The sequence below is a fragment of the Massilia frigida genome (assembly GCF_011682175.1).
Classification (GTDB): domain Bacteria; phylum Pseudomonadota; class Gammaproteobacteria; order Burkholderiales; family Burkholderiaceae_D; genus Telluria_A; species Telluria_A frigida.
The window spans coordinates 48,842-62,325 of the sequence record NZ_WHJG01000042.1 but is presented as its reverse complement, the minus strand read 5'-3'; the positions used below and the strand labels follow the sequence as shown (position 1 = coordinate 62,325).

12 protein-coding genes are annotated in these 13,484 nt (G+C 63.2%); 7 read left to right on the top strand and 5 right to left on the bottom strand.

Features of this window, described 5'->3' with window-relative positions; genetic code table 11:
* Window positions 1–223 precede the first annotated feature (223 nt).
* A complete protein-coding gene (hemB, locus tag F2P44_RS28345) occupies window positions 224–1,234 on the bottom strand; it encodes a porphobilinogen synthase (protein WP_167092118.1) in 1,011 nt (336 codons plus the stop codon).
* A 111-nt stretch (window positions 1,235–1,345) separates the two neighbouring features.
* Window positions 1,346–2,071 (bottom strand): ribosome biogenesis GTP-binding protein YihA/YsxC, encoded by a 726-nt coding sequence (yihA, locus tag F2P44_RS28340; RefSeq protein ID WP_167092116.1) that lies wholly within the window; start codon window positions 2,069–2,071, stop codon window positions 1,346–1,348.
* Window positions 2,072–2,270: 199 nt separating this feature from the next.
* Here yihA and F2P44_RS28335 point away from each other — a divergent pair, with 199 nt between their 5' ends.
* From F2P44_RS28335 to F2P44_RS28310, 6 genes are all read left to right on the top strand, one after another.
* A complete protein-coding gene (locus F2P44_RS28335; protein WP_167092114.1) occupies window positions 2,271–2,948 on the top strand; it encodes a c-type cytochrome in 678 nt (225 codons plus the stop codon).
* Between the two features lie 146 nt (window positions 2,949–3,094).
* A complete protein-coding gene (locus F2P44_RS28330; protein ID WP_167092112.1) occupies window positions 3,095–5,197 on the top strand; it encodes a cytochrome c biogenesis protein ResB in 2,103 nt (700 codons plus the stop codon).
* Window positions 5,198–5,248: 51 nt separating this feature from the next.
* Complete coding sequence (ccsB, locus tag F2P44_RS28325) at window positions 5,249–6,430, top strand: c-type cytochrome biogenesis protein CcsB (protein ID WP_167092110.1); 1,182 nt, start codon at window positions 5,249–5,251, stop codon at window positions 6,428–6,430.
* Between the two features lie 88 nt (window positions 6,431–6,518).
* The gene (gene msrP / locus F2P44_RS28320; protein ID WP_167092107.1) at window positions 6,519–7,499 is read left to right on the top strand and encodes a protein-methionine-sulfoxide reductase catalytic subunit MsrP; all 981 of its coding nucleotides are present in this window, start codon (window positions 6,519–6,521) and stop codon (window positions 7,497–7,499) included.
* Between the two features lie 5 nt (window positions 7,500–7,504).
* Entirely contained in the window at window positions 7,505–8,125 is a 621-nt protein-coding gene (msrQ, locus tag F2P44_RS28315) for a protein-methionine-sulfoxide reductase heme-binding subunit MsrQ (protein ID WP_167092138.1), read from the top strand.
* A 42-nt stretch (window positions 8,126–8,167) separates the two neighbouring features.
* Complete coding sequence (locus F2P44_RS28310; RefSeq protein WP_167092104.1) at window positions 8,168–9,172, top strand: Rpn family recombination-promoting nuclease/putative transposase; 1,005 nt, start codon at window positions 8,168–8,170, stop codon at window positions 9,170–9,172.
* Between the two features lie 17 nt (window positions 9,173–9,189).
* On the opposite strand, the gene lysA is transcribed toward F2P44_RS28310, so the two are convergent.
* Window positions 9,190–10,467, bottom strand: coding sequence for a diaminopimelate decarboxylase (gene lysA, locus F2P44_RS28305; protein WP_167092101.1), 1,278 nt, complete (start codon window positions 10,465–10,467; stop codon window positions 9,190–9,192).
* Window positions 10,468–10,470: 3 nt separating this feature from the next.
* A complete protein-coding gene (lptM, locus tag F2P44_RS28300; protein WP_187363456.1) occupies window positions 10,471–10,641 on the bottom strand; it encodes an LPS translocon maturation chaperone LptM in 171 nt (56 codons plus the stop codon).
* 41 nt (window positions 10,642–10,682) lie between these two features.
* On the opposite strand from lptM, the gene cyaY reads away from it, so the two are divergent.
* A complete protein-coding gene (gene cyaY / locus F2P44_RS28295) occupies window positions 10,683–11,009 on the top strand; it encodes an iron donor protein CyaY (protein WP_167092096.1) in 327 nt (108 codons plus the stop codon).
* Between the two features lie 84 nt (window positions 11,010–11,093).
* Here cyaY and F2P44_RS28290 read toward each other — a convergent pair whose 3' ends face one another.
* Complete coding sequence (locus F2P44_RS28290) at window positions 11,094–13,445, bottom strand: penicillin-binding protein 1A (protein WP_167092093.1); 2,352 nt, start codon at window positions 13,443–13,445, stop codon at window positions 11,094–11,096.
* Window positions 13,446–13,484: the final 39 nt, after the last annotated feature.

The window sequence follows — 13,484 nt, the reverse complement described above, 5'->3', positions numbered from 1 at the left end:
CCGAATTCGCTGTCAAGCACGGCAAATCGGCTCACGTTTGAGCCTGAAATCGGAGACGGCCTCGCGGCTCGCCGCGTCCGCCTCGGTTTCGCGAGGTCAAATTCCGTCTGCCGCGCAGACTCCTAGGCGCCCCCACGGCAACCCAAGTTCGGCGCTCAGCCCATAGCTACGGTAAATACTTGGGGGAACGCATGCGTTCCCGCCTGCGCGGGAACACATGCGTTTACGCGCGCGCCTTGAGCAAACGCGCAATATCGAGCGCAAAATAGGTCAGCACGCCATCGGCGCCGGCGCGCTTGAACGCCATCATCGCTTCCATCATCACCTTGTCATGGTCCAGCCAGCCGTTTTGCGCGGCCGCCTTGATCATCGCGTACTCGCCGCTGACCTGGTAGGCAAAGGTCGGCACCCGGAACTCGTCCTTCACGCGGCGCACGATATCCAGGTAGGGCATGCCCGGCTTGACCATGACCATGTCGGCACCCTCGGCGATGTCGAGCGCCACTTCGCGCAGCGCTTCGTTGCCGTTGGCCGGGTCCATCTGGTAGGTGAACTTGTCGCTCTTGCCGAGCGAGGCCGCCGAGCTGACCGCTTCGCGGAACGGACCGTAGAAGGCCGACGCATACTTGGCCGAATACGCCATGATGCGGGTGTGGATGTACCCCTGTTGCTCGAACGCCTGGCGCAGCGCGCCGATGCGCCCGTCCATCATGTCCGACGGCGCCACCACGTCCACCCCGGCTTTGGCGTGGCACAGGGCCTGGCGGATCAGCATGGCGGTGGTTTCGTCGTTGAGCACATAGCCGTTGGCGTCGATCAAGCCATCCTGGCCGTGGCTGGTGTACGGGTCGAGCGCGATGTCGGTCAGCACGCCCAGTTCCGGAAAACGCGCCTTCAGTGCGCGCACGGCGCGCGGAATCAGGCCGTCCGGGTTGGTCGCTTCGATCCCGTCGGCGGTTTTCAGCGCAGTATCGATGGAAGGGAACAGGGCCAGCACCGGAATGCCGAGGCTGACGCATTCTTCGGCCACCTGCAGCAGCAGGTCGACCGAGAGGCGCTCGATGCCCGGCATCGCCGAGATCGGCTGGCGCTGGTTGACACCGTCGACGATGAAGACCGGATAAATCAGGTCGGACGAGGTGATCGTGTTTTCGCGCACCATGGCGCGCGAAAACGGGTCGTGCCGCATGCGGCGCATGCGGGTGGCGGGGAACTGCACTGGAATGGTGGACATCGTTGTTTTCCGAGTGAACAAAAAATCAGGTAATCAGGCCCTGCCGTCAGGCCGTGCCGTCAGGCCGTGCCGTCAGGCCGTGCCGTCAGGCCCTGCCGTCAGGCCGCGCCGTCAGACCGCGCCGTCGTCGCTGTCGACCGGGTCGACCAGCGGCGTGTCGGGATCGGCGGGAATCGCCGTCAGGCCCAGCAGGTCGATGATCTTGTCGTTGGCTTCTTCGATGCCGACCCGCTTGAGCGCCGAGAACAGTTGCACCGTGAAGGGGAAGCCTTCGCCATCTTCGTCGACATAGCTTTCGAGCATCATGCGCGCCTGGCGCAGGGCATTCGTCGATTCGTTGCGGTTGAGCTTATCGGCCTTGGTCAGGATGCAGTGGATCGGCTTGCCGGTGGGGGCGAACCATTCGAGCATCTGCACGTCCAGTTCGGTGAATGGACGGCGCGAATCCATGATCAGCACCAGTGCGGCCAGCTGTTCGCGGCGCTGGACGTAGTCGCCCAGCAGCTTTTGCCAGTGCAGCTTGGCCGAACCGGACACTTCGGCGTAGCCGTAGCCGGGCAAGTCGACCAGCAGCGCCTCGATTTCCTCGACGATGGTGGCATCCTTGCGGTGTTGCCCGACGTGGGCGCCACCGATCGAAAAATAATTGATGTGCTGGGTGCGGCCCGGCGTTTTGGAGGCGAACGCGAGACCTTTCTGATTTGTCAGAATGTTAATGGCGGTCGACTTTCCTGCATTGGAACGCCCGGCGAAGGCGATTTCCGGTGCCTGCGTATCGGGTAAATCGCGCAGTTGGTTGACGGTCGTGAAGAAGCGGGCTTGCCAGAGTTTGGACATGGGATGGGCAGAAAATGCAACAAGAGGGGCGATAACGCGAGAAAGCTATTGTACAATAAGGGGTTACGAATTGTTGTCACGCAAAAGCCATGGCGAGCACACAAGATCGTTTGCACTACATTAGAACCGAATTTCCGGCCCAGGTTTGATCCGGGAATTCCCAACAAAACCAATTTTCGACTTGTCTCAGGGTGTTTGAATGAATCGTGCGTTTTTACCGGCCGCCGGAGCGGCGTTTGTGAAATCCTTGCTGGTGGCTACCCTTGCCGTGTCGGGCCTCGTGTCCGCTGCCGGGCATGCACCCGCCCCAGCCAAGGCCGACGCCGCCAAAGGCGCGACCCTGTACGATAGTGGCGATGCCGCGCGCGGCCTGGCCGCCTGCGTGTCCTGCCACGGCGCGGCCGGCAATTCGACCATCGCCGACAATCCCAAGCTGGCCGGCCAGTTCGACGTCTACATCCACAAGCAACTGGTCGATTTCACCACGCCCAAGCGCAAGCAGGCGGTCATGACCGGTTTCGCCAAGATGCTGTCGGATGACGAAAAGAAAAACATAGCGGCCTACCTGGCCACGCAAACCCCGAAACAGGGCGCGGCCAAGAACAAGGATACCGTCCTGCTGGGCAAGAAAATCTACCGCGGCGGCATTCCCGCCACTGGCGTGGCCGCCTGCGCCAGCTGCCACGGCGCCAACGGCAACGGCATCCCGGTGCAATTCCCGCGCCTGGCCGGCCAGCACCAGACCTACACGGTTGGGCAATTGCAGGCATTCAAGGAAGGCAAGCGCGAAAACAGCGTGCAGATGACGACCCTGGCGCAGCGCATGTCGACCAAGGAAATGGAAGCCGTGGCCGATTACATCGCCGGCTTGAAGTAAGCGGTACGGCCGCTCGCGGCCGGGGCACGCGCCGTCGGGCGCGCGCCTGCCAGGGAAGGTCAGAGGGCGGCGGCGCGCAAGCGGGCTGCCCTTTTTGTTGGTATCCTCGCGGGTTATTCGTGCCTGCACATAGGGATTTGTAGAGAATGAGCACCACCGGAATAGTCCTGAACACGCGCCGCCCGGTCCTGGGCGAGGCAATCGAGCTGGTCTCGTCGATGCGCTTTGCCATCAGCATGCTGACCATCATCGCGGTTGCCTCGATGATCGGCACGGTCCTGACGCAAAACCAGCCCATGCCCAATTACGTCAACCAGTTCGGTCCGTTCTGGTTCGATGTGTTCAACAAGCTCGGCCTGTACGCGGTGTATTCGGCCTGGTGGTTCCTGCTGATCCTGGTGTTCCTGATCCTCTCGACCTCGCTGTGCATCGTGCGCAACGCGCCGAAAATGATCAAGGATATGCGCAGCTGGCGCGACAATGTGCGCGAAACCTCGCTGCGCAACTTCCACCACAAGACCGAATGGAGCGCGCCGCTCTCGCGGGCCGACCTGGCGCGCCAGAGCGCGGCCCGCCTGGTCGACGCCGGCTACGCCGCCAAGATCGTGGAAAAGGAGAACGCCACCCTGGTCGCGGCCAGGAAGGGGGCGGCCAACAAGTTCGGCTACATCTTCGCGCACAGCTCGATCATCATCATCCTGGTTGGCGGCATGCTCGATTCGGACATCCCGATCCAGTTCCAGGAATGGTTCCTGGGCAAGAAGCCCTTCGTGGGCGGCGGCTTGATTTCCGAGATTCCCGCCGAGAACCGCCTGAGCCTGAGCAATCCGACTTACCGCGGCAATACCCTGATTCCCGAAGGCCAGTCGAGCGATATCGCGATCATTCCGCGTCCGGACGGCTCGCTGTTGCAGCCGCTGCCGTTCACGATCGAGCTCAAGCGCTTCATCATCGACTTTTACTCGACCGGCATGCCCAAGCTGTTCGCCAGCGAAGTGGTGATCCGCGACCATGAAACCGGCAAGACCTTCCCGGCCACGATCAAGGTCAACGAACCGCTGATCTACAAGGGCGTGGCGCTGTACCAGTCGAGCTTTGAAGATGGCGGAACCAAGCTCAAGATGCTGGCCTACCCGATGAGCGGCACCGACACGGCATCCTTCGCCATGAACGGCGAAGTGAACGCTTCCACGCCGCTGGCGCGCGGCGGCGAGCAATACACGGTCGAGTGGAGCGGTTTCCGGCCGTTCAACGTCGAAAACACGGCCGGCAGCCAGGATGCGCGCGCCGTCACCAAGGGCCAGAGCCTGAACGAGCAGTTCGCCGTCACGCTCGACAAGCATTCCGGCTCGGCCGGCAAGAATGCCAACAACAAGGATTTGAAGAATGTCGGCCCGAGCGTGCAGTACAAGCTGCGCGACAAGACCGGCCAGGCGCGCGAATACCAGAATTACATGCAGCCGGTGACGGTCGATGGCGCCGAGGTGTTCCTGGCTGGCGTGCGCGCCTCGCCCAACGATCCGTTCAGCTACCTGCGCATTCCCTCGGACGAGGCGCACACGGTCAAGGAATGGATGCGCCTGCGCGCGGCGCTGGCCGATCCGGCCCTGCGCGAGCTGGCCGCCGAACGCTATGCGCGGCGCGCCATGCCGGCCGCCAGCAACACCCCGGCGGCCACGCTGGCGCGCCAGTTGCAGGAATCGTCCTCGAAGAGCCTGTCCATTTTCGCCGGCGACGGCAGCCAGGGCGGTTACGTGGCGGTGTCGCGTTTCCTGGAGAAAATTCCCGCCGCCGAGCAGGAAAAGGCGGCCGCCATCTTCATGAAGATCCTCAACGGCACCCTGTGGGAGTTGTGGCAGGCCGCGCGCGAAAAAAATGGCCTGGCCCAGCTGGCCGGCGACGAGAAACAGGCGCGCTTCCTGCAACTGGCCACCAATGCCCTGTCCGACAGCTTTTTCTACGGCGCCCCGGTCTATCTGCAGCTCGATGAATTCGTCGAGGTCAAGGCGTCGGTGCTGCAGGTGACGCGTTCGCCGGGCAAGGCCGTGGTCTATCTCGGCTGCGTGTTCCTGGTGCTGGGCGTGTTCGCCATGTTCTATATCCGCGAGCGGCGCCTGTGGATCTGGGTGCGCGACGGTGACGACGGCGGCCCGGCGCACGCCCTGATGGCCATGAGCACGCAGCGCAAGACGCTCGATTTCGAGCATGAATTCAACGATTTGAAAGCCAAGCTTCCGCAGTTGGCGTAAGCTGTGCCGCATAGTCCCGCGCACGCTGGCAGTGCCGTATTGGAGAACAAGATGGAAGCATACCAAGCATCACAAGCAGCATCCCACCCCACCCAGGGCCAGACTTACCAGCAGGCGCCGGGCTACTTCAAGCGCCTGGGCCCGCTCGACTGGCTGTTCGCCGCGCTGCTGCTGGGCGCCGCGCTGTTCGCGCTGAACCGCTACGGCGCCTTCATGGATGCCTACGAAAAGGTGATCCTGGTGCTGGCCGCGCCCACCTTCGCCGCCCTCGGCTGGCACTGGAAGCCGGTACGCTGGCTGATGCCGCTGGTGGCGCTGCTGGCGCTGTTCGCCGTGTCCCTGTATGCCGGCAACCTCGACATGGCGAACAAGAAATTTTTCCTGAAATACATGCTGTCGAGCCAGTCCGCGATTTTGTGGATGAGCGCCCTGTTCGTGTTTTCCACCGTGTTTTACTGGGTTGGCTTGCTCAGCCGCTCGAACTTCGGTTCCTCGGTCGGCTCGAAGCTGTGCTGGGCCGCCGTGGTGCTCGGCTGGACCGGGATGATGGTGCGCTGGTACGAGTCGTACCTGATCGGCGCCGACGTCGGCCATATTCCCGTGTCGAACCTGTATGAAGTGTTCATCCTGTTTTCGATGATCACCGCCATGTTCTATCTGTACTACGAGAAACACTACGCCACGCGCCAGCTGGGCGCCTTCGTGCTGCCGGTGATCGCCGCCGCGGTCGCTTTCCTGCTGTGGTACACGGTCTCGCGCGACGCCGCCGACATCCAGCCGCTGGTGCCGGCCCTGCAGAGCTGGTGGATGAAAATCCACGTGCCTGCCAATTTCATCGGCTACGGCACCTTTGCGCTGGCGGCCATGGTCGGCTCGGCCTACCTGGTCAAGTCGTATGGCCACCTGGAAGACCGCCTGCCGTCGCTGGAAGTGCTCGACGACGTGATGTACAAGTCGATTTCGGTCGGCTTCGCCTTCTTCACCGTGGCCACCATCCTGGGCGCCCTGTGGGCGGCCGAAGCCTGGGGCGGCTACTGGTCCTGGGACCCGAAGGAAACCTGGGCCCTGATCGTCTGGCTCAACTACGCGGCCTGGCTGCACATGCGCCTCATGACCGGCCTGCGCGGCCGCGTGGCGGCCTGGTGGGCCCTGATCGGCCTGGTCGTGACGACCTTCGCGTTTTTGGGCGTGAATATGTTCCTGTCCGGCTTGCATTCTTATGGCAAACTTTAATGGCGCAAGGACGCTGGGCTGAAAGCGGCAAGATGGTGTAATGTGGGGAATCCCTCGCTGAAACCATCTGATTTGCCGAAAGACGCCCATGCTGATCCAACGTAGCCCCAACGGTATCGACCTGCCGTATTCCTCCGACATCACGCCGCAGGCGGTGTACGAATCGCGCCGCCGTTTCATCGCGCAGATGGCGGCCGGCGCCGTCGCTGGCGGCGCCTTGTGGGAAATGGCCAACCGCGAAGCCTTCGCGGCCGCCGCACCGGCGCAAAAGCTGGTCGGCAAGCTCAATCCCGCCTATGGCGCGCTCGACAAGCAGACCCCGTTCAAGGATGCGTCGACCTACAACAACTTCTATGAATTCGGCCTCGACAAGGCCGATCCGGCCCAGAACGCGCACACGCTCAAGACGCGCCCGTGGACGGTGACGATCGAAGGCGAAGTCAAAAAGCCGATGACGCTCGACCTCGATGCGCTGCTCAAGCTGGCGCCGCTCGAAGAGCGCGTGTACCGGCTGCGCTGCGTGGAAGGCTGGTCGATGGTCATTCCATGGGTCGGCTATTCGCTCTCCGAACTGATCAAGAAAGTCGAGCCGACCGGCAACGCCAAATACGTCGAATTCGTCAGCCTGGCCGACAAGGCGCAAATGCCGGGCGTGAGCAGCCGCGTGCTCAACTGGCCGTATGTGGAAGGCTTGCGCATCGATGAAGCCAATCATCCGCTGACCTTGCTGACCCTGGGCATGTACGGGCAGACCCTGCCGAACCAGAATGGTGCCCCGGTGCGTCTGGTGGTGCCCTGGAAATACGGTTTCAAGTCGGCCAAGTCGATCGTCAAGATCCGCTTCGTCAAGGACCAGCCGCGTACGGCATGGAATGTATCGGCGCCGTCCGAGTATGGCTTTTATTCCAACGTCAATCCCGAGGTCGACCACCCGCGCTGGTCGCAGGCCAGCGAGCGCCGCATCGGCGAAGACGGCTTCTTCCAGAAAAAGCGCAAGACGCTGATGTTCAACGGTTACGGCGACGTTGCCTCCCTGTACAGCGGACTCGACCTGAAAAAGAACTTTTGAGCACGATGGCGTTCAATCCCGCTTCCCGCCAGCTGCTCGCCATCAAGGCCGCGCTGTTCGCGCTGGCGCTGGTGCCGCTGGCGCGCATGGTGTACCTGACCGTCAGCGGTCAGCTGGTCGAGCCGCTCGAATTCATTACGCGCGGCAGCGGCGACTGGGTGCTGTACATGTTGTGCATCACCTTGGCGCTCACGCCCCTGCGGCGCCTGACAGGCTGGAACTGGCTGGTCAAGCTGCGCCGCATGGCGGGGCTGTTCACCTTTTTCTACGGCTGCCTGCATTTCCTCACCTTTCTCTGGTTCGACCATTTTTTCGATCTGGCGGAGATGTTCCGTGACGTCATCAAGCGGCCTTTCATCACGGTCGGCTTCATCGCCTTCGTGCTGCTCATTCCGCTGGCCGTGACCAGTACCAACGGCATGATCAAGCGCCTCGGCGGCAAGCGCTGGCAGTGGCTGCACCGGCTCATCTACCTGATCGCGCCGCTGGCGATCCTGCATTTCTGGTGGATGAAAGCCGGCAAGAACAACTTCACCGAACCGCTCATTACCGGCGCCATCGTGGCCGTGCTGCTGGGGCTGCGGATAGTGTGGAGCCGCCAGAAGGCCGCCGCCGCGCGCGTCTGAGGCAGCGCAAAGGCGGGGCAGGGTCGCTCGCTACAATGCCCCATGCCCACCCCTCACGACCTCGGATACCGTTCGCTGTTCGCCCACCCGGAACTGGTGCGCGAACTGATCACGGACTTCACTTCCTTCAAGCTGCTCGATGACGTTGCGCTGTCGGCCTTCCAGCGTGTCAACCCGGCGTATGTGAGCGAGCACCTGTCGGCGCGCGAAGGTGACATCGTCTGGCGCGTGCGGGTCGGCGAACAGTTTTTGTACGTATACATCCTGCTCGAATGCCAGTCCGGCGTCGACCGCTGGATGGCGCTGCGCATGCAGACCTACATCGGCTTGCTGTATCAAGACCTGGTCAAGCGCCACGAATTGTCGCCTGGCCTGCTGTTGCCGCCGGTGCTGCCGCTGGTCTTCTACAACGGCGTGCCGCGCTGGAGCGCCAGCATGGACTTGTCCGGCCTGCTCATGCAAGCGCCCGCCGAGCTGGCGGCGCTCCAGCCATCCCAACGCTACGTGCTGATCGACCAGCAGCGCCTGGACAAGGCGCTGCTGTTCCGGCTTGAACTTTCAGCCGGTCCCGATGTCTCAAAAAACGTCTTTGCTGCGCTGACGACCTGGTTCAACGGAGCGCCCCAGGCCAGTCTGCGGCGCTCCGTTCAGGTGTGGATAAGCGCACTGCTGGCACGCGGAGCCAGCGAAGAGGAATTGTTGATGGTTGAGAGTATGGAGGAGGGTGCTGACATGGGCGGTAAGCTTGCAAGCTGGGCCGAACAGTTCGAGGAACTCGGCTTTCAAAAAGGGTGCGCGCAAGGGAAGGCGGAAGGGAAGGCGGAAGGGAAGGCGGAAGGTAAGGCGGAAGGTAAGGCGGAAGGGCAAGTCATCGCACTTCGCGGGGTGCTCAAACGCCTGTTGCGCGTCAGGTTCGGCGACGTTCCGGAAATGGCTGCGCAACGTATTGAGCAAGCCACGCAGGCAGAACTTGAAGGCTGGATCGAGCGCAGCATCGACTCGCCCAGCTTGCCCGCGCTGTTCGGCGCTAACGCGGCGCCCGCCTGAACGCCCCGTGTCCCGGCTTACTGGAGCAACGATTCCAGCGCGAACAGTTCGGCTGGCTCTTCGCGCCGGCGCACCAGGTGCAGCGTGTCGCCGTCGACCATCACCTCGGCGGCACGGCCGCGCGTGTTGTAGTTCGACGACATCGTAAAGCCATAGGCGCCGGCCTGCATGATGGCCAGCAGGTCGCCCTGCGCCACGCTCAGTTCGCGCTCACGCGCCAGCCAGTCGCCCGACTCGCACACCGGCCCGACCACGTCGTAACTCACGGCTGGCTGCGTGCCCGCCTGCACTTGCTGCACATCCATCCAGGCCTGGTACAGGGCCGGGCGCATCAAGTCGTTCATGGCGGCATCGACAATGCAAAAATTCTTTTCGGCGCCCGGTTTGAGGAACTCGACGCGGGTCAGCAGCACGCCGGTATCGCCCACGATGGCGCGGCCCGGCTCGAAAATCACCTTGATCGGGGCACCGCCATGGCTGGCCGCGCGCCAGGCGTCGATGCGCGCGAACACGCGGCCCAGGTAGTCGCCCACCGGTACCGGCGGCGCATCGCCGGCGGCGCCGTAGTTGATGCCGATGCCGCCGCCCATGTCCAGATGGTCGAGCACGATGCCTTCGGCACCGAGCGCGTCGACCAGTTCGATCAGCTTGTCGAGCGCTTCCAGCAGGGGCGCGTCGTCCAGCAGCTGCGAGCCGATGTGGCAATCGATCCCGACCGGGGTCAGGTGCGGCAGGCTGGCGGCGGTGCGGTAGGTGGCCAGCGCATCGTCGAAGGCAACGCCGAACTTGTTTGCCTTCAGCCCGGTGGCGATGTACGGATGGGTCTTGGCATCCACGTTCGGGTTGACGCGCAGCGACACGCGCGCCTGCTTGCCCATGGCGCCGGCCACCTCGTTCAAGCGGTGCAGCTCGGGAATCGATTCGACGTTAAAGCACAGGATATCGTGCGACAACGCCAGGCGCATTTCGTCGACGGTCTTGCCGACGCCCGAGAAAATCACCTTGGCCGGGTCGCCGCCAGCGGCGATCACGCGCAGCAGTTCGCCGCCCGACACGATGTCGAAGCCGGCGCCGCGGCGCGCCAGCAGATCGAGGATGGCCAGGTTGGAATTGGCTTTCATCGCATAGCAGACCAGCGCATCGCGCCCGGCGCAGGCATCGGCGAAGGCGGCGAAATTCTCCAGCAGCGCCGCTTTTGAATACACATAGGTCGGCGTGCCGAACTGTTCAGCGATGCGGGACAGGGGGGTGCGTTCGGCGTGCAGGACGCCGTCCAGGTGAAAGAAATGCGGCATGGTTTATTGGGCAGCGGGAGAAGAGGGTGGGGGCGGCGTGGTCGGTGAAACGGCGGGTGCGGCGGGCTTGGCGGGCGGCTTGGGCAGGTACAGCGGACCGGCCTGGCCGCAGCCTGCCAGCAAGCCAAAGACCACGGCGGTGATGCCGATATTGAGCGCAGATGAAGACTTCACGATTAGAATCACGGTTTGATTGGCAGACCTTGGAGTGTAGCATGAGCGAAAAAGAATTTTTGGACCTGGCCGAAACGACCCTGAACAAGATCGAAGCGGCGATGGACCGGCTGAACGACGAGGATGTCATCGATGTCGAGTGCAAGCGCAGCGGCAATGTGCTGGAGATCGAGTTCATCGACAACGGCAGCAAGATCATCGTCAACAGCCAGGCGCCGATGCAGGAACTGTGGGTGGCCGCCAAGTCGGGTGGCTTCCACTACAAGCGGATCGACGGTGCCTGGATCAACACGCGCGACGGCAGCGAACTGTTCGCCGCGCTGTCGGACCTGGCCAGCGCCCAGGGCGGCGCCCGCGTCACGCTCTGACGGCAAGATAAACCGGGCACGATAAACCGGGGTCAGACCCCAACCACCAGAACCGGGGTCTGACCCCGGTTTATCTTGCCTGCGTCAGAACAGTTCGTTCTTGACCGCATCCTTGACCTTTTCCTCGGCCGGCGTGCCGCGTGCGCCGATGTCGAGGCTTTGCACTCCGGTGCCGGGCGGATTTTCGACGTAGTAATAGTCGTCGCCCGCCATCACCAATCCCTCGGGCACCACCCGCTCCTCGTTCGGCACGCCCTTGAGCGCCTTTTGCATGTAGCCGATCCAGATCGGCAGGGCCAGCCCGCCGCCGGTTTCCTTGTTGCCCAGGTTCTTGGGCTGGTCGTAGCCGATCCACGCGATGCCCACCAGTTTCGGGGTGTAGCCGGCGAACCAGGCATCGATCGAATCGTTGGTGGTGCCAGTCTTGCCGGAAATGTCGGTGCGCTTGAGCGACAGCGCCTTGGTGGCCGTGCCGAAGCGCACCACATCCTTGAGCATGCTGTCGACCAGGAAGGCATTGCGCGCATCGATCACCCGGTTCGCTTCATCGCCCGACTTGTCCGGCGTCGCTTGCGAGAGTACCTTGCCGCTGCTGTCGGTGACCTTCGAGATCAGGTAGGGGCTGACCCGGAACCCGCCGTTGGCGAACACGGCGTAGGCGCCGGCCAGCTGCAGCGGCGTGGTCGCGCCCGCGCCCAGCGCCAGGGTCAGGTAGGGCGGGTTCTTTTCGGCCTCGAAGCCGAAGCGGGTCGTGTATTCCTGGCCGTACTTGGCGCCGATCTTGTTGAGGATGCGGATCGAAATCATGTTTTTCGACTTGGTCAGCCCGCGCCGCATGGTCATCGGCCCTTCGTACTTGTTGTCGTAGTTCTTCGGTTCCCAGGCCTGGCCGCCGGTCTGGCCGGCATCGAACGAAATCGGGGCATCGTTGATGATGGTGGCCGGCGACAGGCCGCGTTCGAGCGAGGCCGAATAGATGAAGGGCTTGAACGAGGAGCCGGGCTGGCGCCAGGCTTGCGTGACGTGGTTGAACTTGTTGCGGTTGTAGTCGAAGCCGCCCACCAGCGCGCGGATCGCGCCATCGGTGGCGTCGGCCGCCACGAAGGCCGACTGCACTTCCGGCATCTGCGTGACCGACCAGGCCGTCCCGCCATCCTGGCTGATACGGATCACGGCGCCGCGCTTGACCCTGCGGTTGGCCGGGGCCTTGCTCGACAGCCAGTTCTGGGCGAACGCCAGGCCGGTGCCGCTGATCTTGACTTCCTCGCCCGACGCCGTCACCGCGGTGATGCCGGTGGGCGTCGCCTGCAGCACCATGGCGGCGATGATGTCGTCGCTGTCGGGGTGCTCGGCCAGTTCGTTTTCGATCGCTTCATCGGCGTCTTCCTTCGCTTGCGGGATCTCGATATACGATTCCGGGCCGCGGTAAGGGTGGCGCTTCTCGTACTCCATCACGCCGCGGCGCAGGGCCAGGTAGGCCGCGTCCTGGTCGGCCTTGGTGATGGTGGTAAACACGTTCAGGCCGCGCGTATAGGTTTCTTCCTTGAATTGCTCGTACACCAGCTGGCGCGCCATTTCAGCCACGTACTCGGCGTGCACGCCGAATTCGCTGCTGTCGTTCTTGATGCGCAGCTGCTCGGCCTTGGCGGTCTCGAACTGGGCCGGGGTGATGTAGCCCAGCATGTGCATGCGCTGCAGGATGTATTGCTGGCGCGTGCGCGCGCGCTTGGGATTGACCACCGGGTTGTAGGCCGACGGCGCCTTGGGCAGGCCGGCCAGCATGGCCGCCTCGGCCACGGTGATGTCTTTCAGGTTCTTGCCGAAATAGATCTGCGCCGCCGAGGCGAAGCCATAGGCGCGCTGGCCCAGGTAGATCTGGTTCATGTAGACCTCGAGGATCTGGTCCTTGGTCAGGTTTTGCTCGATCTTCCAGGCTAGCAGCACTTCATAGGCCTTGCGCTTGAGCGTCTGCTCGCTCGACAGGAAGAAATTGCGCGCCACCTGCTGGGTGATGGTCGAGGCACCCTGCTTGGCGCCGCCGGTGGCATTGTGCACGGCCGCGCGCAGGATGCCGGTGTAGTCGACCCCGCCGTGCTGGTAGAAGCGGTCGTCTTCGATCGCCAGCACCGCCTTCTTCATGACCTCCGGAATATCCTTGATGTGGACCAGGTTGCGGCGCTCCTCGCCGAACTCGCCGATCAGCACATTGTCGGCCGAAAAAATCCGCAAGGGCATCTTGGGGCGGTAGTCGGTCAGGGTATCGAGCGGGGGCAGATTCGGGTAGGCCATGGCCAGCGCGAACACCACGATCAGCAAGCCGATCAGGGCCGTGCCGGTCAGGCTGCCGAGGACAATTAACAACAGTCGCTTGGGCGAGCGCGCACGGGCGGGGCGCGACGGGGAAGAAGTGCTGGCGTCCGGCTTGGAAGAGCTCATGCGGGTTGAATCTTTCGCTTTAATTGGGTGCCCCTCATT

Bases quoted from the DNA above. Each gene is read 5' to 3' on its own strand.
- msrQ (WP_167092138.1), top strand. From the start codon at position 7,505: ATGGCGTTCAATCCCGCTTCCCGCCAGCTGCTCGCCATCAAGGCCGCG.
- hemB (WP_167092118.1), bottom strand. From the start codon at position 1,234: ATGTCCACCATTCCAGTGCAGTTCCCCGCCACCCGCATGCGCCGCATG.
- F2P44_RS28290 (WP_167092093.1), bottom strand. From the start codon at position 13,445: ATGAGCTCTTCCAAGCCGGACGCCAGCACTTCTTCCCCGTCGCGCCCC.
- ccsB (WP_167092110.1), top strand. From the start codon at position 5,249: ATGGAAGCATACCAAGCATCACAAGCAGCATCCCACCCCACCCAGGGC.
- cyaY (WP_167092096.1), top strand. From the start codon at position 10,683: ATGAGCGAAAAAGAATTTTTGGACCTGGCCGAAACGACCCTGAACAAG.
- yihA (WP_167092116.1), bottom strand. From the start codon at position 2,071: ATGTCCAAACTCTGGCAAGCCCGCTTCTTCACGACCGTCAACCAACTG.
- F2P44_RS28330 (WP_167092112.1), top strand. From the start codon at position 3,095: ATGAGCACCACCGGAATAGTCCTGAACACGCGCCGCCCGGTCCTGGGC.
- F2P44_RS28310 (WP_167092104.1), top strand. From the start codon at position 8,168: ATGCCCACCCCTCACGACCTCGGATACCGTTCGCTGTTCGCCCACCCG.
- msrP (WP_167092107.1), top strand. From the start codon at position 6,519: ATGCTGATCCAACGTAGCCCCAACGGTATCGACCTGCCGTATTCCTCC.
- F2P44_RS28335 (WP_167092114.1), top strand. From the start codon at position 2,271: ATGAATCGTGCGTTTTTACCGGCCGCCGGAGCGGCGTTTGTGAAATCC.
- lysA (WP_167092101.1), bottom strand. From the start codon at position 10,467: ATGCCGCATTTCTTTCACCTGGACGGCGTCCTGCACGCCGAACGCACC.